The organism is Lysinibacillus sp. RC79, assembly GCF_041262405.1.
In the GTDB taxonomy this organism is placed as follows: Bacteria; Bacillota; Bacilli; order Bacillales_A; family Planococcaceae; genus Lysinibacillus.
The window spans coordinates 1-21,860 of record NZ_JBGCCD010000022.1 but is presented as its reverse complement, the minus strand read 5'-3'; the positions used below and the strand labels follow the sequence as shown (position 1 = coordinate 21,860).

23 protein-coding genes and 1 pseudogene are annotated in these 21,860 nt (G+C 36.4%); 9 read left to right on the top strand and 15 right to left on the bottom strand.

Going from position 1 to position 21,860, the window contains the following annotated elements; all coding sequences use genetic code 11:
- Positions 1-7: 7 nt before the first annotated feature.
- Positions 8-2,182 (top strand): 5'-nucleotidase C-terminal domain-containing protein, encoded by a 2,175-nt coding sequence (locus tag ABH968_RS18535; protein WP_370046310.1) that lies wholly within the window; start codon positions 8-10, stop codon positions 2,180-2,182.
- Positions 2,183-2,232: 50 nt separating this feature from the next.
- On the opposite strand, the gene ABH968_RS18530 is transcribed toward ABH968_RS18535, so the two are convergent.
- On the bottom strand, positions 2,233-3,063 hold the full coding sequence (locus ABH968_RS18530) for an aldo/keto reductase (protein WP_370046308.1): 831 nt from the start codon (positions 3,061-3,063) through the stop codon (positions 2,233-2,235).
- 83 nt (positions 3,064-3,146) lie between these two features.
- Positions 3,147-3,323 (bottom strand): hypothetical protein, encoded by a 177-nt coding sequence (locus ABH968_RS18525; protein ID WP_370046307.1) that lies wholly within the window; start codon positions 3,321-3,323, stop codon positions 3,147-3,149.
- Between the two features lie 533 nt (positions 3,324-3,856).
- On the opposite strand from ABH968_RS18525, the gene ABH968_RS18520 reads away from it, so the two are divergent.
- Positions 3,857-4,702, top strand: coding sequence for a VOC family protein (locus ABH968_RS18520; protein ID WP_370046305.1), 846 nt, complete (start codon positions 3,857-3,859; stop codon positions 4,700-4,702).
- A gap of 218 nt (positions 4,703-4,920) precedes the next feature.
- On the opposite strand, the gene trmL is transcribed toward ABH968_RS18520, so the two are convergent.
- Both trmL and queG read right to left on the bottom strand, forming a co-directional pair.
- On the bottom strand, positions 4,921-5,394 hold the full coding sequence (gene trmL / locus ABH968_RS18515) for a tRNA (uridine(34)/cytosine(34)/5-carboxymethylaminomethyluridine(34)-2'-O)-methyltransferase TrmL (protein ID WP_053485736.1): 474 nt from the start codon (positions 5,392-5,394) through the stop codon (positions 4,921-4,923).
- 14 nt (positions 5,395-5,408) lie between these two features.
- Positions 5,409-6,539, bottom strand: coding sequence for a tRNA epoxyqueuosine(34) reductase QueG (gene queG / locus ABH968_RS18510; RefSeq protein WP_370046303.1), 1,131 nt, complete (start codon positions 6,537-6,539; stop codon positions 5,409-5,411).
- 59 nt (positions 6,540-6,598) lie between these two features.
- Between queG and ABH968_RS18505 the strand changes: the two genes are divergently transcribed.
- Together ABH968_RS18505 and ABH968_RS18500 are read left to right on the top strand one after the other, a co-directional pair.
- Positions 6,599-7,288 (top strand): B3/B4 domain-containing protein, encoded by a 690-nt coding sequence (locus ABH968_RS18505; RefSeq protein ID WP_370046301.1) that lies wholly within the window; start codon positions 6,599-6,601, stop codon positions 7,286-7,288.
- Positions 7,289-7,302: 14 nt separating this feature from the next.
- Positions 7,303-7,812, top strand: coding sequence for a hypothetical protein (locus tag ABH968_RS18500; protein WP_370046300.1), 510 nt, complete (start codon positions 7,303-7,305; stop codon positions 7,810-7,812).
- A gap of 104 nt (positions 7,813-7,916) precedes the next feature.
- Here the strand turns inward: ABH968_RS18500 and ABH968_RS18495 are convergent, their stop codons facing one another.
- Positions 7,917-8,582, bottom strand: coding sequence for a hypothetical protein (locus ABH968_RS18495; protein ID WP_370046298.1), 666 nt, complete (start codon positions 8,580-8,582; stop codon positions 7,917-7,919).
- A gap of 756 nt (positions 8,583-9,338) precedes the next feature.
- The gene (locus tag ABH968_RS18490; RefSeq protein WP_370046296.1) at positions 9,339-9,506 is read right to left on the bottom strand and encodes a hypothetical protein; all 168 of its coding nucleotides are present in this window, start codon (positions 9,504-9,506) and stop codon (positions 9,339-9,341) included.
- A 474-nt stretch (positions 9,507-9,980) separates the two neighbouring features.
- Here ABH968_RS18490 and ABH968_RS18485 point away from each other — a divergent pair, with 474 nt between their 5' ends.
- Positions 9,981-11,567, top strand: coding sequence for a catalase (locus tag ABH968_RS18485; RefSeq protein ID WP_370046295.1), 1,587 nt, complete (start codon positions 9,981-9,983; stop codon positions 11,565-11,567).
- An 89-nt stretch (positions 11,568-11,656) separates the two neighbouring features.
- On the opposite strand, the gene ABH968_RS18480 is transcribed toward ABH968_RS18485, so the two are convergent.
- The 3 genes from ABH968_RS18480 to nagB form a co-directional block, all read right to left on the bottom strand.
- Positions 11,657-12,058, bottom strand: coding sequence for a cytidine deaminase (locus ABH968_RS18480; RefSeq protein ID WP_370046293.1), 402 nt, complete (start codon positions 12,056-12,058; stop codon positions 11,657-11,659).
- Positions 12,059-12,108: 50 nt separating this feature from the next.
- Positions 12,109-13,011, bottom strand: a complete 903-nt coding sequence (locus ABH968_RS18475; protein ID WP_370046291.1) for a S66 peptidase family protein — start codon at positions 13,009-13,011, stop codon at positions 12,109-12,111.
- A gap of 390 nt (positions 13,012-13,401) precedes the next feature.
- Positions 13,402-14,115 carry a glucosamine-6-phosphate deaminase gene (nagB, locus tag ABH968_RS18470; RefSeq protein WP_370046407.1) on the bottom strand — a complete coding sequence of 238 codons (714 nt, stop codon included), beginning with the start codon at positions 14,113-14,115 and terminating at the stop codon, positions 13,402-13,404.
- A gap of 188 nt (positions 14,116-14,303) precedes the next feature.
- Between nagB and ABH968_RS18465 the strand changes: the two genes are divergently transcribed.
- Complete coding sequence (locus ABH968_RS18465) at positions 14,304-15,047, top strand: arylamine N-acetyltransferase family protein (protein WP_370046289.1); 744 nt, start codon at positions 14,304-14,306, stop codon at positions 15,045-15,047.
- Between the two features lie 63 nt (positions 15,048-15,110).
- Here the strand turns inward: ABH968_RS18465 and ABH968_RS18460 are convergent, their stop codons facing one another.
- Positions 15,111-16,202 (bottom strand): S-layer homology domain-containing protein, encoded by a 1,092-nt coding sequence (locus tag ABH968_RS18460; protein WP_370046287.1) that lies wholly within the window; start codon positions 16,200-16,202, stop codon positions 15,111-15,113.
- Between the two features lie 113 nt (positions 16,203-16,315).
- The gene (locus ABH968_RS18455) at positions 16,316-16,666 is read right to left on the bottom strand and encodes a VOC family protein (protein ID WP_370046286.1); all 351 of its coding nucleotides are present in this window, start codon (positions 16,664-16,666) and stop codon (positions 16,316-16,318) included.
- Between the two features lie 116 nt (positions 16,667-16,782).
- Between ABH968_RS18455 and ABH968_RS18450 the strand changes: the two genes are divergently transcribed.
- Positions 16,783-17,343, top strand: coding sequence for an SGNH/GDSL hydrolase family protein (locus ABH968_RS18450; protein WP_370046405.1), 561 nt, complete (start codon positions 16,783-16,785; stop codon positions 17,341-17,343).
- A pseudogene (locus tag ABH968_RS18445) lies at positions 17,339-17,894 on the top strand (SDR family NAD(P)-dependent oxidoreductase); the annotation flags it as partial. The gene ABH968_RS18450 and the pseudogene ABH968_RS18445, both read left to right, overlap by 5 nt.
- 228 nt (positions 17,895-18,122) lie before the next feature.
- Here ABH968_RS18445 and ABH968_RS18440 read toward each other — a convergent pair.
- The 4 genes from ABH968_RS18440 to thpR all read right to left on the bottom strand — a co-directional run bounded on the left by ABH968_RS18440 (position 18,123) and on the right by thpR (position 21,036).
- Positions 18,123-18,407, bottom strand: a complete 285-nt coding sequence (locus ABH968_RS18440; protein ID WP_370046285.1) for a hypothetical protein — start codon at positions 18,405-18,407, stop codon at positions 18,123-18,125.
- A gap of 213 nt (positions 18,408-18,620) precedes the next feature.
- On the bottom strand, positions 18,621-19,295 hold the full coding sequence (locus ABH968_RS18435) for an ABC transporter ATP-binding protein (RefSeq protein ID WP_370046283.1): 675 nt from the start codon (positions 19,293-19,295) through the stop codon (positions 18,621-18,623).
- 1 nt (position 19,296) lies between these two features.
- Positions 19,297-20,331 carry an ABC transporter permease gene (locus tag ABH968_RS18430; protein ID WP_370046281.1) on the bottom strand — a complete coding sequence of 345 codons (1,035 nt, stop codon included), beginning with the start codon at positions 20,329-20,331 and terminating at the stop codon, positions 19,297-19,299.
- Between the two features lie 144 nt (positions 20,332-20,475).
- Complete coding sequence (gene thpR, locus ABH968_RS18425; protein ID WP_370046279.1) at positions 20,476-21,036, bottom strand: RNA 2',3'-cyclic phosphodiesterase; 561 nt, start codon at positions 21,034-21,036, stop codon at positions 20,476-20,478.
- 229 nt (positions 21,037-21,265) lie between these two features.
- Here thpR and ABH968_RS18420 point away from each other — a divergent pair, with 229 nt between their 5' ends.
- Positions 21,266-21,586: a hypothetical protein gene (locus ABH968_RS18420; protein WP_370046277.1), complete on the top strand. Its 321-nt coding sequence runs from the start codon at positions 21,266-21,268 to the stop codon at positions 21,584-21,586.
- Positions 21,587-21,860 lie beyond the last annotated feature (274 nt).

Below are 21,860 nucleotides of genomic sequence, written 5' to 3'. Positions count from 1 at the left end.
TTCATTGATGAAATGGGTTAAAAGTATTGCAGCAACAACTTTAGCTGCTAGTTTACTAGCTACACCAGGTTTTGCCGCACATGCAGCGGAAGCAACACCAACAGCTAAGAAAGATGGTTATAAATTAACAATTCTACACTCAAATGACACGCATGCACACGTTGAGGACGCTCCAAAGCGCGCAACAAAAGTAAAAGAACTTCGTGCTGCAAATGCAAACTCACTTCTTTTAGATGCTGGTGATGTTTTCTCTGGTACTTTATACTTTAACGAATTTGCTGGAGAAACTGATCTGAAGTTAATGAACTTAATGGGTTATGATGCCATGACTTTTGGTAACCATGAGTTCGATTTAGGATCAAGCCCAGAAGGACATGCTGCACTTGCTAAATTCGTTAAGGGCGCAGAGTTCCCATTACTAGGATCCAATCTAGATTTTTCAAAAGATTCTTTATTCGATGGCTTACAGTTCAAAACAGTCACAAAAGACTTTAAAAACGGTAAAATTTATGACGGTATCATTAAAGAAATCGATGGAGAACAAGTAGGTATTTTCAGCTTAACAACAGAAGAAACACCTACGATTTCAAGCGTTGCTAACGTCCAGTTTGCAAACTATATCGACTCTGCGAAAAAAGCAGTAGCAGAACTTGAAAAGCAAGGTGTGAACAAAATTATCGCATTAACACACATAGGCTTCGATGACTCCGCTGATTGGGATAATGACCAATTACTAGCGAAAGCTGTAGAGGGTATTGATGTGATCGTAGGTGGCCATACACATACACCATTAAACAAGCCTGTGAAAGCTGAAACAACATTTAAGAACCCAACAATTATTGTTCAAACAGGTCAATATAGCGAAAATTTAGGTGAATTAGATTTAACATTCAACGATAACGGTGCCGTTGTTGACTATTTCGGTCAGTTACATGCTTTAAATGATAAAGAAAAGCCTGTAGAAGCTGACGCTGAGGCTACAGCACTTTTAGCTCCATATAAAGAGAAAATTTCAAAAATCTTAAATCAATCAACAGGTAATACAGCTGTTTCACCGCTAAATGGCGGTCGTAATCTTTGGGGCGTTCGTGCTGGTGAAACAAACCTTGGTAACTTAATTACTGATGGTATGCTTGCTGGTGCTAAGAAAATTGATCCAGAAGTACAATTTGCATTCCAAAACGGTGGAGGTATCCGAGCTGGTATTGACGCTGGTGATATCACTGTTGGCGAAGTTATGACAGTTATGCCATTCGGTAATGCTCTTGGTATCGTAAAATTAACAGGTGCTGAAATCTATGAAATTGCTGAACATAGTGTGAAAGAATTCCCGAAAGAATTCGGTGGCTTCCTACACTTCTCTGGTTTACAAGTAGAATTTGACGGTAAAGCACCAGCTGGTAAACGTGTAAAATCTATTAAATTAAATGGTAAAGAGCTTGATAAAGCAGCCTATTATAAAGCGGCAACAAATACATTCACTGCTAAAGGTGGAGACGGCTACGATACACTGAAAAAAGTTTATGAGGACGGCCGTGTAAGTGAACCTGGTACGATTGACTATGAAATGTTTATCGAACACTTAGATACACTGAAAAAAGTTGATTCAAAAGTAGAAGGGCGTATTATCGCAACAATTCCATTTAAAGATATCGCAAAAGGCTCAGAAACAGAAGGCTTTGTTCGTGATCTTTATTACCGTGATTTAACTAACGGTACTTCTGCAACAACATATTCACCAAACGCAAACTTAACTCGTGCACAAGCTGCATCATTTATCGCACGTGCCTTAAAACTAGAAGCAAAAGGTCAAGCAACATTCTCTGATATTGCTAATGTAAATCCTGCAACACAAAAAGAAATTACAGCACTTGCTGAAGCTGGAATTGTTCAAGGTGTGAATGGTAAATTCAATCCTAATACTAAAGTAACTCGTGCTCAACTTGCATTAATGTTTGCTCGTGCATATAACCTACAAAACGATGCAAAAACTGGTTTAAAAGCTGATTTCAGTGATATTTCTCAATACAACGCTGAAACTCAAAATGCTATTGCACTTATGAAAGACTTAAAGATTGTTAGCGGCGCAAATGGCAAATTCATGCCTGGTAACAATGCAACACGTGCACATATGGCAAAAATGCTTTCTAACTACATTCCTTTTGTAAAAGAATCTAAATAATACATTTGAAAATCCCGCTTCTCAAATTAGAGAGCGGGATTTCTATTGCACTAAAAATTAAATTTAAAGTTATCTGGGTCCTGCCCAAATCGTTCATTACGATTTAACGCAGCTATTTTATCCATTTGAGCTAGCGTTAATTCAAAATCAAAAATCTGTGTATTTTCCTCAATACGACTAGGTGTCACAGATTTTGGAATAACAAGTGTATCATTTTGTAAATGCCAGCGCAGCACTACTTGAGCAGCTGTCTTCCCTATTTCGCGACCAATTTCCATAATCGTTGGATTTTCAAGTACTCCACCACGACCTAATGGAGACCATGCCGTAACAGCAATTCCATGCTCACTACAAAATGCTCGTAATGCGTCTTGCTGTAAATATGGATGCACCTCTACTTGATTGACCATTGGTGCTATATTTGCTTTAGCTAATAGTTTTTGTAGATGATGCTCATGGTGATTTGAGACACCTGTTGCACGAATTAATTTTTCATCATATAAACGTTCAATTGCTCTATACGTTTCTTCAAATGTTTCTGGTACTGCCCAATGAGTCAAATATAAATCTAAATAGTCCATATTTAATTTTTTCAATGAAACTTCAAATGCTCGTAATGTTTCATCATAGCCTTGATCATTATTCCAAACCTTTGTCGTCACAAAAACATCCTCACGTTTAACGCCTGAATGACGAATAGCTTCGCCTACCTCAGTCTCATTACCATAAAGAGAAGCCGTATCTATAGCTCGGTAGCCATATTTAAGAGCTTTATTAATAGCTTGCAAAGTCTCATCACGCTCTGTCATTTTATAAACACCTAAGCCAAAGCGAGGCATTTCCACACCATTTGCTAATGTTTTTGTTGATTGTAAATTCAAGAATAACAACCCCTTTCTTTTCCTAGTTCCATTATACAAAAAATTGGTTTTAAGAAACATAAGGAAAATTTCCGGGGAATTTCTTATTGTTCGTTTGCTTCCTCTTCATAATCATCTACTTGGATAGGGTCTGGAATTCGATTGTCTTCTACAAGCTCTTGACCATCACGTAAATGCTCCATCTGCTTTCCTAAATCCTGTAAATCTTTAAAATTTCTAGCCATTGTACCGTTTTCGATATTTGGAACCTTTTTTTCCACTATCATCACCTCTCTTATAGTTTTCCCTAAATAGTTATTTCTGAACCATTTCTGACATATTTTATTCCGCTACGTCGTTTCATTTTTATAGTAGATAGGCTATACTAAAAAGAGATGTCTTTATAAACATGAGGAGGGTTCTTCCATGAGTTTAATATTAATTATTGGTGTAACTGTAGCGTTCTTAACTGCTATTTTCACTGCTGGTTACGAAGGCGACTACAGATCTGACAAATAATACCTCAAGAAAATCACTAAGCATGAATATATGCTTAGTGATTTTTTTGTTGTTGAAAAAATATTACGGCAAAGGGAATAAGTTTCATATAAATAAAGTTGGGTCTTTGGCAAAGTGAGGGTTGATTTCCATTCCAACTGGGCGCTTTCCTGGAGTGTCCGATAATCCACTTCGGTTGCTTCTCTTTTTTGGGGGAACAATATATTTACTTGACATTCTGTACTTTATAAAATAAACTTACTTACATAAAGTAAGTTGATAATTAATCATAACTTAAATTTGGAGGTAATTTACTATGCATTTTCATGAAAAACCTAACACATATGTCACAAATGTTGAAATTAAAGTGAGCGATTTACAACGTTCATTAACTTATTATCAGGAGGTAATTGGCTTTAAAGTTTTACATCAGGAATCTCATAGAGCAACTCTAACAGCTGATGGCAAAACAGCTTTACTGACAATCGTCCAACCCGAAACAGTAGAAGAAAAAACGAGCTTAACAACTGGACTTTATCACTTTGCAATTTTACTGCCTACTCGTCGTGATTTAGCGAATATTATTACTCATTTCCATAACAATGGCGTGTACTTTGGAGCATCTGACCATGATGTAAGTGAAGCACTTTATTTAAATGATCCTGATAATAATGGTATTGAGGTTTATGCGGATCGCCCTGAAAATGAATGGACTTGGCATTTCGACCAAGTGCATATGGTGACTGAACCTCTTAAAATCCATTCTATCTTAGAGGAAGGCGATGGTAGATGGGATGGCCTACCAGCTGATACGGTTATGGGACATATTCATTTATCAGTTTCTAATTTAGCTGCTACAGAGGAATTTTATACAAAAGGATTAGGATTTGAAATTGTCACTCGCTATGGAGCACAAGCATTATTCATCTCAACTGGCCGCTATCACCATCATATCGGTTTAAACACTTGGCACTCTGAAAACGCACCAAAACTTGGTGAAAATCAGGTTGGCTTACAAACATTTTCACTGCGTCTAGATAATGAAGAGCAAGCAGCAACAATGAAAGAAAATCTTCGTGCTATTGGTGCACCTGTTATTGATATAGATGGAGGTTTCCAAACAGAGGATCCATCAGGTATCGTTGTTTTATTAAAATTTTAAGAGTGATGTGACGTACTGTCCATCGGGGTGAGGATTGTATCCGTCGCTTGACGGGCTTTCCGTCACTTGACGGGACTCTTTCCGTCGCTTGCGGAGTTCTTTCCGTCGCTTGCGAGGTTCTTTCCATCGCTTGCGGAGTTCTAACCATCACTTTTCGAATCCCTTCATGTCTAATAAAAAAGCAAAAGCAGTTCTCCTCTATGGGAGAACTGCCTTTTTTAATGTAATCCTGGATATCCTTGTTGACGCAATGCCTCATAAATAACTATGGCTGCTGTATTCGATAAATTGAGTGAACGAACATGCTCACTCTGTGGAATTCTTAAGCACATATCTCGACGCTCATAAGCAAAATCCTTTGGCAAGCCAGTCGTTTCTTTTCCAAACATAAAGTAAATATCACGATCTTTATCACTAAAATCATGTGTCGTAAATGGCTCTTCACTATATGTTTCAATTAAATAAACGTCGCCATTTTTGGATGCCTCTAAAAAATCCTCTAGCGAATCGTGATACACGACATTGACACTATGCCAATAATCTAAGCCGGCACGTTTTAGCATTTTATCGTCTGTGGAAAAGCCCAGAGGACGAATTAAATGTAGTGACGTATTTGTTCCAGCACATGTGCGTGCAATATTTCCTGTATTTGCTGGAATTTCTGGTTGATATAAAACGATATGCAATGGCATAACGGTACACTTCCTTAACTAAAAAATTGTAAACCTTTATTAATTTCAACGAGCACTTCCTCGTCTTGTTCTTGTGCTTTTGCCTCAAGTAATGCAGATTGGGCCTGCTCCCCGCCTATCTTGCCTAATGCCCATGCTGCCGTTCCTCGAATAACAGGGCGTTCATCCTTTTCAAGAAGTGCTACTAAATCTGGTATCGCAGCTTCTTCTTTAAAGTGCGCAAGTGCCAAAATAGCATTGCGTTGAATTGGCTTTTTCCCCCGCCATGAACCAGAAACATGTCCAAACTTTTCTTTAAAGTCACGATTTGAGATCGTTAAAAGTGGTACAAGTAATGGCTTTGCAAGCTCTGGATCAGGTTTAAATTCCTCATGTATCCAGTTAATCTTTCCTTTATTCTTTGGGCATACGGTCTGGCATGTATCACAGCCATACAAACGATTACCAATATGGGTACGAAACTCATCAGGTAGCATTCCCTTAGTTTGCGTTAAAAAGGCTATACAACGCTGAGAGTCTAGCTGTCCTCCCTCGATTAACGCGCCTGTTGGACAAACATCTAAACATAAGCGGCAATCCCCGCATTCATCCTCCATAGGCTTATCAGGAGCAAAAGGGATATTCGTGATTAGCTCTCCTAAATATACATAGGAACCGAACTCTGGCGTAATAATCGAGCAGTTTTTCCCGCTCCAGCCTATCCCTGCACGCTCTGCAACTGCCCTATCGACAAGTGCACCCGTATCAACCATGGATTCAATACGAACACCTTTTATGCGTTCCTCAAGCCAGGCTGATAATAATTTCAATCGCTCACGTAATGCTGTATGATAATCGATACCCCAGGAAGCACGGCAAAAAATCCCGCGTCTTGCGCCCTTCTTGCCTACAGGTGCATTTTGCATACGCGACGGATAGGCTACAGCTATCGCCACAATGCTCTCTGCTTCCTCTAACAATTGTAGGGGTTCGGTACGTTTTTCTATATCGCTTTCTTCAAAGCCAGACTGATAGCCAAGTTCTTGCTGACGGCGCAGTCTATTTTTTAATTCTGTAAATGGAGCTGCTGTTGTAAAGCCAATTTTATCTACACCAATGGACATTGCATAGGCCACAAATTCACGTTGTAGGTCATGTATGTTCATTTTATTTCCAACTCCTTACATGGTACAATAATAGAAATAGATAAAGTAGGTGATGTTTTATGGACATTTCAATTAATCAATCTCTATTGACACAACATCCCGAGCTTAAAATCGGCATTATTCATTATACCAAAATTGTCGTTACAGAATCGCCTCAAATGATTAAAGGACGCATGCAATTGTATCAGGAAAATCTCTTTTTAGAAATGCAAGATAGTCCTGTAACGCAACGAGAGGGTATCGCAGAATGGCGACAACTATGGAAAAAGCTTGGTGCAGATCCGAACCGCTATCGTCACTCAGCAGAAAGTTTAATGCGCCGAATTAGTAAGCAAAATTATTTAACACCACTTCACTCAGGTGTTGATTTAAATAATTTCTTCTCCCTCCAATATGAAATTCCAGTAGGCTTATATGATGTAGCTAAACTAAAAGGAAATATAGAAATTGCACTTGGCAACGAGGATACTGGCTATGAGGGCTTAAATGGTCGTTTTAATTCATTAAAAAATATCCTTTATAGCTGTGATGCTGAAGGCGCATTTGGGTCACCATTTGTCGATTCTAAACGTACGTCTGTTTCAGAGGAAACAGCCGAGGCTCTACATATCTTCTACCTCCGCCCATCATTGTCAGAAGAAAATGCGGAAGAGCTTCTTGCATCTGCCGGTAAGATGTTTAACCAAATTCATGGCGGCGAATATAAAATGGCCCTATTAACAAACCCAGCACCATCTACTACATTTTAAAAGGACGTGTTTTCATGATTAATCTTGCTGAAGCTGTTAAGCTAAAAAGTATTTTAGCAAAAAAAGTTCAGGAGCTTGTTAGCGAATTACATCGTAGCGCTTTTGTAACTGTTGAAAAAGGACAAGCACCCAAAACAAGTAATCGCGCAATGAAAGTAATTGAAGCTGAATTAGCTCAAGTACGTCTCGATATTCGTACATTAGATCGTTTAGTATATGAAGCAAATATTAAAAACTCAGTAGACTTTAATGGTGAAAAACTAGCATTAGTTGAAGCCATTGAGCTTGCAACACAGCTCCGTGCAAATGCTGAGCTGTGCAAACAGTTTAGTATGCATGAAAAAGAGAGTGTACGCATGGGTTATGGTGAAAATACAATGCTTTATGAAATTGCTATGTATGAGCCAGATGAGTACCGTGAACGGGCTATTACACTAGAAAAAGATGCCCATAAATTATCGAATCTTATCAATGCAAAGAATTATAGTGTTGAAATTAACTTTGATGATTCTCGTTATTTCTAATCAGATCGTAAATACTGAAAAAAAGCATCCTTTTTGAACTGCACCTCCAATTGTTAGATTGTGTCTAACAATTGGGGTGCAGCTCATTTAGAGATGCTTTTTTTCTACTTTGTTAAATCAAAATTAATTCCAAATTTCCCTAAATCCGAATCAGCAATAAGGAAAGTTACATTATGATTAGTATTAGAATCAGTATATGTATGAGTACCTTTATTCTCATCTCCAGCTTTTTCTAATTCATCAATAAATTTATCTATATTCAATCCTAATGTAATAGCAATTGATACAGCGGAGGCAAGTCCTTCTCCCCATTCATCTGCATCTTCATTTACTTCGTTTTCTGGCATTGCTTCTATAGAAATACCATACCCAATTATTTTTTTATCATTATTATATTTAGCTTCTACTTTATAATGACCCTTATATTGTTTAAAATCAGTTTCCAATAAGATTTGTGAGAAAATATTATTCTCCTCTTTATTCAGTTCACTAGTTATTGGTTCTGAAATCTTGTCTATTTCGATTGGCTCTTCCACATCCTGTTTTAATACATCAACTCTGACATTATATTTTTTAACAAACTTTTCAACAGTAGCCTTTGATTCAGAATCAACCTCTTCATATTTTACTGGAACGACTTTCTTTTCCTCAGCTGGTTCTTTCTTTACAACATCTTCTTTTTTTACATCTTCCTCTTTTTTCTTCTCTGTTCCTTCTCCAGAACATCCAACTAGCATAATGGCTAGTAGTAATAATAAAGCTTTCTTCATTACCTTTTCCCTCCGAATGCATATCCATAAAAAATATACTTTACTAGATTCAATGAAATAGAATTACAGTGCAAAAAGTCCCTTAATTACTATTTAATATCCTCTTATTACAATTCTGTCAAAACGAGGTGTATATTTCCATAATTATCATTCGCCATTTTTCGACATTTTGGTAAAATAAAAACTTTATGTTGTACATTGAAATAACTAAAAAGGTATTCTATACGCTCGATTGTATCGAAGAAACCATCTATAAAAAATCAATAAAGCCTTTTATATCAAGGTTAAGACTATTAAAAAATAGGAAAAATGTGTACAGGAATAAACAAATTCAAATATGAAAAATTTTTACATTTATCTACAACATGTCACTGAGAATCTTTCAAAAATTTGTAACAAACACGAATTTTTGCTCGTTATTTGAATACCAAAACGTATGTAATTTATTGGTAATGACTTACAGTTCATACATACTGATGAATCAGAGCTTTTCATATCATTGGGAAATGTATACAATAGATTTATGGAGTCGATGAGACTTCATATCGAATTGGATGTGCTGTTTTCAAAACTAGCTTTTTGGAGCTACCTTAAACAAAACCAATGACAAGTTACCTGTTACTGTATGACCAATGACTAATAACCAACTATAAGCAATGGCCATACTCAAACAACTTGACAATTATTTGAAAACGCCATCCAATAGCTCTCTTACATCTTGTGTGTAGGAGAGCTCTTTATATACATGTAATTACCTCATCTTACTTTAACGAATAAAGAAGCAATATAGAAAATAAACCCTATTACAAAAGCAATTAATTGATCCAATAATAATTCATCATGGAAAAACCATCTTAACAAAAAGACTCCACCGAAAATTAACATGATTAAAAATCCAACATATTTTAATCCATTATGTAGCATTTTCTATCTCCTTTTTAAGTCTTCCAGTAACTCTCTTAATAATGAGCAGAAAAGAGTGTTAATTTTCACTCTCCTTTAATTATTTCTTTTAATTCTTTTATCTCTTTCTCTAATTGCAATAGCTTTCTCTTTAAAACATCAGTTTGTGAGGCTGTATAAATTGCAAAAACCTAATCCTATCATAGCAATTGAAAATACAAACATTGTCGACACAATTTACACCCCTTAAAAGTAATTACCAAAGCCTACAGTAACTAAAGTAAAAATGTCGCTGTAATCTCCATATATCATAAAATACTAACAAGAATTTCAAAACAGTCAAATCAACTTTTCCTGATTTTTAGGCATATTTTGATAATTTCCTTTAAACGGAATCTAAAGAACTTTAAAGATACCACATGCAGGAGGGTTTTTCATGTCTAGTTCTCCCCTAACCTGGACAGAATGACTATATCCAAAGAAAGGGGTTAAACAATGACAAACCAACATGATTCCACAAACGAGCATGACATGACTTTGACAAATCGACAAGGGCACCCTATTACTAACAATCAAAATATACGAACTGTCAGTAATCGAGGACCTGCAACTCTTGAAAACTATGATTTTATAGAAAAAATAAGTCACTTTGACCGTGAAAGAATTCCTGAGCGCGTTGTTCATGCGCGAGGTGCTGGGGCACATGGCTATTTTGAGACATATGGTGTTGTTGGGAATGAGCCTATTTCTAAATATACAAGGGCAAAAGTATTTCAGGATAAGGGTAAGCAGACGCCTGCTTTTGTGCGCTTCTCAACAGTTATTCATGGTGGTCATTCACCAGAGACATTACGTGATCCAAGAGGCTTTGCTGTAAAATTCTATACTGAGGATGGTAACTGGGATTTAGTCGGCAATAATTTAAAAATCTTCTTTATCCGCGATGCTATGAAGTTCCCTGATATGATTCACGCCTTTAAGCCTGATCCTATTACAAATATTCAAGATGTTGAACGCTTTTTTGATTTTTGTGCAAGCTCACCAGAATCCTTCCATATGGTGACATTCGTTTATTCACCATGGGGTATTCCTGCTAATTATCGAATGATGCAAGGCTCTGGCGTCAATACGTATAAATGGGTCAATAGTGAAGGCAAAGCGGTCCTTGTAAAATATCATTGGGAACCTTTACAAGGCATTAAAAACTTAACACAAAAAGAAGCAGAAGAAATCCAAAAGAAAAATTTCAATCATGCCACACAGGATTTATACGATTCGATTGAAAATGGTGTTTATCCTGAATGGGAGCTTAACGTCCAAATTATGGAGGACGGTCCACATCCAGAGCTTGATTTTGATCCATTAGATGATACAAAGCTTTGGCCTAATGATCAATTCCCATGGTATCCAGTTGGTAAGATGGTGTTAAATAAAAATCCAGAAGATTATTTTGCTGAGGTTGAACAGGCTGCTTTCGGTACAGGTGTGCTTGTGGACGGATTGGATTTCTCGGATGATAAAATGTTACAAGGTCGAACCTTCTCTTATTCTGATACACAGCGTCATCGTGTAGGTGCAAACTATTTACAACTTCCTATCAATGCTCCTAAAAAACGAGTGGCAACCAATCAAAATGGTGGTCAAATGATGTATAAGCGTGATTTAGCTCCAGGGCAAAATCCTCATATAAACTATGAACCCTCGATGTTAAATGGTTTAAAGGAAGCTACCCAAGCGGCTAAGGAACATACGCCACTTGTGGAAGGCAATCTCGTTCGTGAATCAATTGATCGTCAAAGTAATACGAAGCAAGCTGGAGAAACATATCGCAATTTTGAACAGTGGGAGCGAGATGAGCTGCTTGAAAACTTAATTCGTGATTTAGCAGTCTGTCATATAGCCATTCAAGAAGCAATGATTGCATTAGCACAAGAAGCAGATGAAGAATACGGTCGTTTGTTAAAAGAAGGATTACAAAAAGCTCGAAATGATTCATCTTCATCAAAGCCACTTGGCAATATTGATGGTGATGAAGCTCCTAAAAAAGCTGTAGATAAAGGTCATGGCGCAGAGCCTTATTAAAGCAAAAAGACATTACATATTTTCACAACAAATATGTAATGTCTTTTTTTAGCAGCATCGCAAATCACAATAGCAAAAAACCTTTTCAATTATTTTTCGTATGCTTTATACCAATGATATGGTTGTATTTCTTTCAGTGTTTTAAATATCAATTCACCATTCGGATTAGTGATAGCCGCTTTTACATTTTCACCCCAGTAAAAAAACCTTTCTTGACATACACCACAAGGAGTTAACACAGTAAATACAGAATTTTCGTTTTCTCTGGCAACACAAATACTATGTGTAACCTTCGTATTAAGTTTATGTGCTTCAAGTATTGCACCAGTTTCCATGCACAATTCAGTAGAGGCATTAATAACGTCTGGTGCTACGCTCGTTAAAATTTGACCATCTTCAGTATACAATGCTGCAGCACCACCCCAACCAGAAGGGTATCTTTTTTCGATCAATTCTACCGCCGACTGATATAATTTTTGCTCAATATCCATCTTCTTCACCCTGTTTATAATCAATTTAACATAACATAGAATTCTTCTTTTTAATGCACACCAGGCAAAATCTTCAGTACCTTTTCCTGTGCATCTAAAATAGCATCTACTCCTAATGGAATAGCAATATTCGTTGAATCATGGCCAATTTTAAAGCCCGCTACAACCGGAACGCCTAAATCCGCAAAATAATCCTTCATTAAAGCTAATAGTGCCGCTTCATCTGCTTCTGTTTGTGTAAAGGAACCGATAACAACACCGGCTAACTGCTCAAACTTTCTCGCCTGCTTTAATTGCTGCAGCATCGAATCGATTGTTGGAATAGTTTCTCCAAGCTCCTCAATCAATAAAATTCGACCTTCCGTGCGAACTTCAAATTTTGTACCTAATGTGTTAACAAGACGACGTAAATTTCCACCAATAATCTCTCCACGAGCTACACCAGGTGCAATCGTTGTTAATGGAGAAATATCCTCCGTATACTGTAATTCCATCGGTGAAAATAGCTGTAAAAACATTTTCTTTGATAAATCATCTATTCTTCCTACAGACATAAGTAGCGGTCCATGAAACGTCACTAAATTAGCATATTCGTTAATCGCGCAATGTAAATATGTAAGATCAGAGAAGCCCCAGAAGATTTTTGGATTTTCCTCAAGTAGTCCGTAATCAATCTTTTCCGCAATTCGTGAAGAGCCATAGCCCCCCTTAACACAAAAAATTGCCTTCACCTCCGGATTACTCACCATCTCATGAAAATCAGCCAGACGCTCCTCATCACTACCTGCTAAATAATCGTTCTTTGCCTGAATGGTATTCCCAATTATATAGTTAAGACCTACTTCTTCAAGAAAGGCTATAGCATCTCCTAGCTTTTCGGGCTTTACTTTACTTGATAAAGCCACAAGACCAACTGTATCGCCCTTTTGTAAATGTGGTACGGTGCTTTTCACCCTAACCCCTCCTATAAGTTTTTCTTATTCTAGCATATAGATAATATTGTAGCATTGATTTATAAGGAAGCTAGTGTCGATAACATCTAACTTCCGGGTGAATGTTCCTCTCTTTGATGTCTCTTTGATGTCTCTTTGATGTCTCTTTGATGTCTCTTTCCATCGCTCTGGCTCTGCTATCCGTCACTTTGACTCTTCTTTCCGTCGCTCTGGCCCTGCTATCCGTCGCTTTGATTCCTTTACGTCGTTTCGGCTCTTCTTTCCGTCGCTCTGGCTCTTCTTTCCGTCGCTTCGGCTCTTCATTCCGTCATTCCATTAATTCTATCCGTCTCTTTAAATTCAAAATAAAAAAGCGTAGACTTCAAATAATATAAAGTCTACGCTTAATTCCTATTTTGTTCCGCCGTAAATAACCGTTACATTTGGATGATTTAATAATTGGCTTGCTGGGAAATCTTCAGTGACGATACCACTTTTTAATTTTTCCATAGCCTCTAGCTTTTTTTCACCAAATGCAATTAACACGATTTCTTTGGCATGCATAATAGATTGAATGCCCATTGTAATAGCATGTGTCGGTACATCCTTAGAGTCATCAAAATAAATTGCATTTTCTGTGCGTGTAGATTCAGTTAACTCTACAATATTAGTTGGTGAACCAAAAGGTGTGCCTGGTTCGTTAAAGCCAATATGTCCGTTAACGCCTATGCCTAGTAGCTGTAGATCAATTCCACCCGCTTCCTTGATTCGAGCATCATAAGCCACACACTCAGCATCTAAATTCTCTGCCTTACCATTTGGTAAATGTATATTTTCTTCCTTAATATCTACATGATTGAATAAGTTCTCATGCATAAATGTCCAATAACTTGCCGGACTTGATTGATCGAGACCTACATATTCGTCTAGGTTAAAGGTCATCACGTCGCTAAAAGATATATTTCCAGCTTGTTGGTATTTCACTAATTCCTTGTACATCCCTACAGGAGAACCACCAGTTGCTAATCCTAAAATACTTGCTGGCTTTACTTGTAATTGTTTAGTGAAAATATCCGCTGCTACTTCGCTCATTTCATCGTATGAATTTACTTCTATCCATTTCATTTCGCTTGTCATTCGTATACCTACCTTACAATCATTATTATTAACTAAAATAACAGGAAATATTATAGTAGCTAATATTTTCATTTTACAAGTTATTTACCTACTTTTCTATTATTTTCTTTCTAATATTCACGTGTATTCTCAAGCCATTTCGGTTATGTTATTTAGTAAGGAAGTGAGGCGATTTTATGAATTTACAAATACAGCAATATTTAAAGCTTATTCAATTTCAAGGATCTTTAGAGCCATCTATTAAGCTACTTGGCCAGCTCCAAACAAGACATCTACATATCATTCCTTACGAGAACTTAGATGTTGCCTTGAAACATGGCATCTCCTTCGCTATCCCTGACCTTTTTCAAAAAATCATTATTCGACATCGCGGAGGCAATTGCTTTGAACTAAATATTTTATTTAGTTGGCTACTTCGCGAACTCGGCTTTTCTGTAACTAATCGCTATGCACAGTTTTGGCGCAACATTGAAGCAGATACTCCTGTTGGGGATGTACCTATGCATCAACTATTGCTGGTCAATTTCGCTGGCCAATCATATATTTCAGATGTTGGCGTAGGCGCACTAGCTCCTTGTATGCCAGTTCCACTAATAACTGGGCATCAACACCGTGAAGGTAATGAACTTTATAAAATTGAACGAGATGAAGCGAACGGCTGGATGCTGTACGAACAAACAACACATAATTGGCGTTTACTTTATAGTTTTTTCGATGACGCTAACGATGCAAAGTTTGCACCAAGACTTTCTAAACAAAAAGATAGAATCGCTATGATTCGTACTCCTCGCGGACGACACACAATGCTTAACAATGAGTTCGGAATATACGAGGGACAATCCCTAACAACCTATACAACTCATAACGAAAAGGAATGGCGACAAGCACTTCATCGTTTTTTTCATATTTCATTAGATTAGATGCTTCATGACAAAAAGCAAGCCTCCTCAATATTAGGAGACTTGCTTTTCCCGTGCTAACAATTAATTTGCTGTACGATCGAGTAACTCATAAATAACAACATCATTGTAAAGCTCCTTAACTAAACCGATCCCATCTACAAAATAATATGTTGAAACTCTATTACTGTAAACTGATGTTTGTTCTAGAACAATAGCATTGTTATACTTAACACCACCTGCTTGAACAGTGCCATCTGTTGCTTTAACAGTAATTCGGATACCTGAAATTATCCCGCCATCATCCTCATGTTGTATCACGCCAATTCTAAGGGGTAATCCGAAGTATAAATCGTAAAATAAATCATAATCACGTGCAAATCCTTGTCCATAAACCTCACCATCGCTAAATAAAAGCTCATCATTAAACACCTTATTTGAATTCAAATCGGTTACTGTCCACACATCACTCTTATCGTCATTATGACTATACTGATACTTTAATGTATAGCTTTTTTTATCACTCAACGAATAATGCGAATACGTGTAGTCATACGCAGTATCTTTTAATAGATTCGGATTCGATAGCGTTAATGCACGAGCCAAAAATGCTGAAAAATGGGCTCGCGTTAAAGGTAAATTTGGCTTAAATGAACCATCATCATATCCTCTTACTATATTATTACTGAAAATTACCGATATTTCCTTATAGCCTCTTGTCTTAGCTGAAACATCAGTAAAATAGCTCGACTCAGATCCCTTTAATTTAAACGCTCTTTGCAGCACAATCGCCATATCTCCTCTTGTAAGAGTTGCAGTCGGATTAAATTTCTGTGCCGTATCGAAAATTCCAGCATTTTGTACTGCCGTAATTTCTTTATAATAGGGATGTGTAGTAGGTACATCCTGATACTTTGGATCTTTTACATTCGTTGTTTGTAATCCTAAAGCACGTGTTAACATGACAGCTACCTGTGCTCTCGTTACATATGTATTTGGTTTAAATAGATTATTAGGATAGCCGTTAATAATTCCTTTTTCCACTAAGTAATCAATTTCGGTTATCAATGTGTTATCCTTGGATACATCTTTGAAGCTCGCTGCATGTACACCTTCAATCGGTATTAAACAAACAGCTATTAATAGCGCACATACTATTTTCAATATTTGTTTCATGTCTTTCCCTCTCTTTCTCCACTATTCATAATATACTTTTTTAGATATTATTTCCAATATGATTTATTAACAAAAAAGCCTCCGCAATCGTTTGCAGATACTTATTAATTAGATTATTTGTTTTGAATTAAGCCGAAGCCAAGCCCAGTTGGATCTACCATATAGGCAAGATAAAACTCATCGAACTCCATTTTGTCACGAACAATGATGGCACCATTCTGTTTAGCTGTAGAAATAGCTTCATCGATAGAATCAACTTCAATTTGAATACGTGTACCAAAAGGATGGTCATGTGGCCCTTTTGCAATACCGCCGTTAATCCCTGATTTTTCATCATCCCCGGTTGTTACAGCCCAATATTCCCAATTAGGTGCAGCTACCTCCCAACCAAAAACCTTAGCATAAAACTCAGCCGCTTTTTCAGGCTCCTGACTATTCAATTCAAACCCTATTACTCTCCCCATATAATTCCCCTCCTGATTTTTGAAGTATAATTTATAATTCAAAAATTTAATGGATATTTTTCCATTAGTTTCATCACCATAACGTGGGTTGATTTCCGTTCTGACTGGGCGTTTAAATAAAAATTGCATGTATAGGAGACAGCTTAACAGAAGGTCGACCAGGTGTTTCATTTTTAAAACTACTAACAGCAAAACATCAACATATCGAATTTGATAATCTCGGTAAACCAGGTGAGACAGTAAAAAGCTTACACACTCGTTTAGAGAAATCGAAGCTAGCTACTTATTATGACCTTAGCTTTCTTTGGATTGGTGTCAATGATGTCTATGCTAAACTTTTGAAAGTTCAGGCACAGCCAGTTACAAAAGATCATCAAGAATTTAAAGATTACTATGTAAATTGTTTAGAAATGATTTTAGCATCCTCTAAACATGTTGTTTTAGTAACACCAGCTTTAATAGGAGAAACAATAAAAAACACTTCAAATATGGAATTAAAAGAGCTCTCCTCCATTATTCAGTCCATTTCTTCTAAGTATACAAATGTTAGCTTTTTAAATATGCAAGAGGTGTTTGAGCATCACTTGGAACCAGTTAATAGTTCGGATTATATGAACACCAATGTTATGCGAGTAATGAAAGATGTACTGTTTTATAAAAACCCTTTGCGAAAATAATGCTGGTATAGCTATGTATGGTGAAATTTATGATATGTCGATGGACGAATGGAAAGACATTGTGGATATTAATTTATGGGGCGTTGTATATGGTACTCAAGTTGGCTATCAAATCATGAAGGAACAAGGTTTTGGACATATCATCAATACGTCATCAGCAGCAGGGTTGGGGCCATCTCCTATATCTGCAGCATATTCAACTACGAAGCATGCTGTTGTGGGCTTAACGACATCACTACACTATGAGACTGAGGAATTTGGCATCAAGGTAAGTACGCTATGTCTGACTTTTGTGGATACACCTATTTTTGATAAAGCAACAGCTATTAATATCGATAAATCAGTGATGTCCAAACAATTGAAAAAGCAAAAAATGATGTCTCCACAGCAACTTGCAAATCACTATTGCAGGCGTACACAAAAATAAGCCAATTATTTGTCCTATGCCAATGCGTAAACCAATGGATGTTGTCTTTACGATCTTCCCTTCGTTACACAGGGCATTAATGGGAATGGTCTGTAAAGTAAGCCGAAAAGCTCGATTCACATAAACATTCTAAATGGTAAAAAACCGCTATGCTTTTCCGCCGGCAAGGCACGAGCCTCATCATGGCAAAAAATAGGATCTTGGACACGAAGGTGTATGTCTCCTTCGCTACATTTTTATTTACACTTCATCGCAAAAACAATTTGTAGGAGTCTCGCGGCTTTTTACCTTTATATTTAAGATAACTAAAACAACTGAACGGAATAACCCCTTTTCAGAGACAAGTAGCTAGTTATTTATGCCCTGCTTCATCTTTCTTATAAATACCTAAGATTAATACAATAAGCCCTATAACAAAAATTAAAGGAGATAAAAACATCATAATCGATGCTGCCCAACCATTACTAACCATCATTCCATACACTACGCCAATTACAAAAGATAAGAATGGTGCAAACGCAATCATTGTAATGATACCCCAAATGATATATTTCCCTTTCTCTGACCTTCCTTCGGTTAATTGGAATGCCGCTATTAAACCTACTAATACAATCAATAAGGCAATGACAAACGCCATTTCAAATCACCTCCCTCTTTCCTTCTACAATATGCTCCATTAGTTTAGTGATTTGGTAACTTTACACTAGGCTTATTAAAAAAATTCATAATTGCGCCCAGTTGGAACGGAAATCAGCCCCACAATATGGCGAAGAGCCTGTTTCATCAAAAAAATACCACAACCATCAAAAAATGTGGTTGTGGCTTTTTACTGCTCAATCTAAATGACATCTTACAAAATGACACCGTCGCTCATTTTAATAATACGATCCGTATAAGCAAGCATTTCTTCATCGTGTGTCACCATTAAAGTAGTAATGTTTAACGTTTTAGTCAACTCTCTAATTAGTAACATAACCTCTTTTGATCTTTGTGAATCTAAGCTTGCAGTTGGTTCATCTGCGAATAAAACTTTCGGTTTATGAATGATTGCTCGGGCAACCGCAACACGTTGCTTCTCCCCACCTGACAATGAAGAAGGATAAGCCATTTTTCGATGATCCATCCCTACTAATTTTAGTATTCGATCAACTTCATTTTTTTGTTCCTGCTTTTTTAATTTTGATTCAGAAACATCTAGCATTAACAGCAGCTGCTCCTCAACTGTAAGAAAAGGTACAAGGTGTGCAAACTGAAAGACAAACCCAAATTTACTTGCTCGCACTTTTCGAACCTCTTCTGGGCTCATGATGGACATATTTCCCCCCTCAAATGTAACATGCCCATCTGATGCCGGTTGAAGTCCAGCAGCTATTGTCAGAAGTGTACTCTTACCAGATCCAGATGCGCCGACCAATGCTATTATTTCTCCTTCTTTTAGAGACAGATCTATTCCCTTAAGTATTTCCTCTTCTATCTCGCCATTCGTAAACGTTTTTCTAACTCCATCGATTTCAAATAAAGTCATATTAAGCCTCTCCTTGCTGTATCGCTTGTAATGGTTCGATTTTTTTAATTTGGATTCCTGAAATTGTAGCGCCAATAAATCCGATAATTAAAAATACAATCGATAATTGAATGGTTGTCGCGATCGTTAAAGTGAATGGCATTCCTTTTGGCGCTATTAAATTAAATGCCTGACTTAAGGCTACAGACAAAACAAGTGAAATAACTGTAATGATGGCCATCTGTGTCCATATCATTTTGAATAACTTGCTTGTTTTCAAACCAATGGCCTTTAAGATTCCGTATAAGCCGATTTTTTGGACATTCATCATATAGAAGAAGATTGCAAACAGCATCCCACTAATGACTACTAAAAACCACACAATCATATTTAAAGACATTTGTTCTGCGTTATAGCTTGGAATTGTATTAAGAAACTCTTTATTTGAAAATGATTGTAATCCAGCAATTTGTTTTGAAGAATCATCATTCGGTACGAAAATCAGCTGCATTTCGTCATCACGGTAAATTTCTTTATAATCTTCTTTATTAATATAAGCAACTGGGGCATGACTATATTTCTTTTGCTCTACAAATCCCTTTACTACAAATTTGCCATTAAATTGATTATTCGTTAATGTATCTCCTGCTTTAATTCCTTTGTCCTTCAAGGAGCTGTCCAATATGACCTCCCCGTGTTTCACATTTTCAAATAACTCTGAATCAGTCGATGTAACAAACGCAACACTTTGCTGCTTATTATCCTTATCATTTAAAAAGCCCATTTGTAGTGAAAAAGCTACTGCATCCTTTTCTGTACTCAATATTTTATTTTGAGTACTGCTATCTATTTTTGACAGATTATAAGTTTGATCTGCATCTTCATTCATATAAAATTGTCCTTGCGGTAAATCTTTAATTAAAGCAGCATTATCTTGTGATAATCCGTTCGCCAAACCAGAAATAATAAAAGTTAATAAACTAACAAGAAAAACAATTGAACCTAATATTAAAAATCTTACTTTATTTTTCTTAATTTCTTTCCAGGCAAGATTCATCGTTAACTCCTCCATTCCTTTCTACATCCTTAGCATAAAATCCTTAAATGAACGGAAGATGAACTAATTGTTAAAAATGAAACGTTTTTAACAAAAAAAGCTCATAAACCTTTTCTTTATTAGGTTTACGAGCTGATTGTAATATTATTGGCCATCTAAACGAATGACAGCTTTTTTATGATATTTTGGCGTTTCCTCTATTTTGGACTCGTACAAAATCACTTCTTCTACTAGAAATTTTGGAAGCTGAAAATTTTCTTCTAGCAATGCTTCGAACGGAAATTCCCCGTATCCTTCATCCCATTTTCTTGCAACAGTTATATGTGGTAAAAATGGCTTCTTATCTAATTCAAATCCTGCCTTCATACAATCACGGTATATTATGTCTCTCACCAAATTTAATTGCTGAGATTCGAGCAGATCAACCCACAAAATTCTTGGATACTCCTTTCTTCCAAAAGTATTGAACCCCTGAATTTTTAATTCGAATGGAGAAACATTCAAAAGATTTTTTTTTGCTTTATCCATTACAGCCTGTAATTGCTCTTCATCCGCATGACCTAAAAAAGCCAATGTAATGTGATAATCTTCCTGATGAACCCATCGTTTAAAATGAAAATTTGTCTTCATTTCTTCACATCTCACTTTAAGAGCTGCTTTAATATCTGAAGGAAGTGGAACTGCAATAAAAAAATGTCTGTTCATAATCATACCCTCTCTATTCATCGTAAATGCTACTTATCAGGAATTATGTCTTTTCCTACTATAATTTAATCATTACTATTCACACTAAAGCGGCGAAGACTACCCAGATCAAAGGAAAATATTCCTTCCATTTAAATAACCCACTTTGCTTTTTAGCTGAGTGGGCCATAACCTTCATTTCTATATTCTTTCTCTTTACAATGATAACATGTAAAGTGAGGTGGTCTAAATGGAACAACCAGATTATTACCAAAATCTGCTGAAAAGACTTTGTAAAGCGCACAATATTTCTCCTCGAAAACCTAGATTTATTGAAGTTGAAGATGTGGTTACTATTAATGTTAAAAATCATTTGAAAGAAGGAGTAGATTTGGAATGTTTTAAAATTCTAAATCTTATTTATCAAACGGTTGGACCTTTAGGTATAAAATTTAATCAGCAATTACTTTTATACCCGGGTGGAAATAGATTGGATAGAGTAACAGTAACCTTTTCCAAAAAGGATTATATAGCTTTAAACAAAAAATTAGAAACCGGTGAAATGAATTAATGGGTAGCCTAATGCTATCTTTTATTAATAATACTAACTGGACCAACATACAAATCAATCTTCGCTGGTTTTCGATCATATGATATAAAAGAGTTATAGACTAATATTGTTAAAAATTCTTTACTGTGTATACGCAATCTATGATGCATATAAAAAAACCTCTCAAAAAACACCTTTTGTGAACTGCACCCCAATTGTTAGACACATCTAACAATTGGAGGTGCAGTTTTTCTATGGCTAAATATACTGTAGAAGATAAATTACAAGCAGTTGA

What these genes read in the sequence shown, in the direction of transcription:
- ABH968_RS18495 (WP_370046298.1), bottom strand. Translation starts at nt 8,582, where the DNA reads ATGAAGAAAGCTTTATTATTACTACTAGCCATTATGCTAGTTGGATGT.
- ABH968_RS18505 (WP_370046301.1), top strand. Translation starts at nt 6,599, where the DNA reads ATGGACATTTCAATTAATCAATCTCTATTGACACAACATCCCGAGCTT.
- ABH968_RS18440 (WP_370046285.1), bottom strand. Translation starts at nt 18,407, where the DNA reads ATGGCGTTTGTCATTGCCTTATTGATTGTATTAGTAGGTTTAATAGCG.
- nagB (WP_370046407.1), bottom strand. Translation starts at nt 14,115, where the DNA reads ATGAAATGGATAGAAGTAAATTCATACGATGAAATGAGCGAAGTAGCA.
- ABH968_RS18460 (WP_370046287.1), bottom strand. Translation starts at nt 16,202, where the DNA reads ATGAAACAAATATTGAAAATAGTATGTGCGCTATTAATAGCTGTTTGT.
- ABH968_RS18420 (WP_370046277.1), top strand. Translation starts at nt 21,266, where the DNA reads ATGGAACAACCAGATTATTACCAAAATCTGCTGAAAAGACTTTGTAAA.
- ABH968_RS18435 (WP_370046283.1), bottom strand. Translation starts at nt 19,295, where the DNA reads ATGACTTTATTTGAAATCGATGGAGTTAGAAAAACGTTTACGAATGGC.
- ABH968_RS18485 (WP_370046295.1), top strand. Translation starts at nt 9,981, where the DNA reads ATGACAAACCAACATGATTCCACAAACGAGCATGACATGACTTTGACA.
- ABH968_RS18480 (WP_370046293.1), bottom strand. Translation starts at nt 12,058, where the DNA reads ATGGATATTGAGCAAAAATTATATCAGTCGGCGGTAGAATTGATCGAA.
- thpR (WP_370046279.1), bottom strand. Translation starts at nt 21,036, where the DNA reads ATGAACAGACATTTTTTTATTGCAGTTCCACTTCCTTCAGATATTAAA.
- ABH968_RS18455 (WP_370046286.1), bottom strand. Translation starts at nt 16,666, where the DNA reads ATGGGGAGAGTAATAGGGTTTGAATTGAATAGTCAGGAGCCTGAAAAA.
- ABH968_RS18465 (WP_370046289.1), top strand. Translation starts at nt 14,304, where the DNA reads ATGAATTTACAAATACAGCAATATTTAAAGCTTATTCAATTTCAAGGA.
- ABH968_RS18500 (WP_370046300.1), top strand. Translation starts at nt 7,303, where the DNA reads ATGATTAATCTTGCTGAAGCTGTTAAGCTAAAAAGTATTTTAGCAAAA.
- queG (WP_370046303.1), bottom strand. Translation starts at nt 6,539, where the DNA reads ATGAACATACATGACCTACAACGTGAATTTGTGGCCTATGCAATGTCC.
- trmL (WP_053485736.1), bottom strand. Translation starts at nt 5,394, where the DNA reads ATGCCATTGCATATCGTTTTATATCAACCAGAAATTCCAGCAAATACA.
- ABH968_RS18535 (WP_370046310.1), top strand. Translation starts at nt 8, where the DNA reads ATGAAATGGGTTAAAAGTATTGCAGCAACAACTTTAGCTGCTAGTTTA.
- ABH968_RS18520 (WP_370046305.1), top strand. Translation starts at nt 3,857, where the DNA reads ATGCATTTTCATGAAAAACCTAACACATATGTCACAAATGTTGAAATT.
- ABH968_RS18430 (WP_370046281.1), bottom strand. Translation starts at nt 20,331, where the DNA reads ATGAATCTTGCCTGGAAAGAAATTAAGAAAAATAAAGTAAGATTTTTA.
- ABH968_RS18490 (WP_370046296.1), bottom strand. Translation starts at nt 9,506, where the DNA reads ATGCTACATAATGGATTAAAATATGTTGGATTTTTAATCATGTTAATT.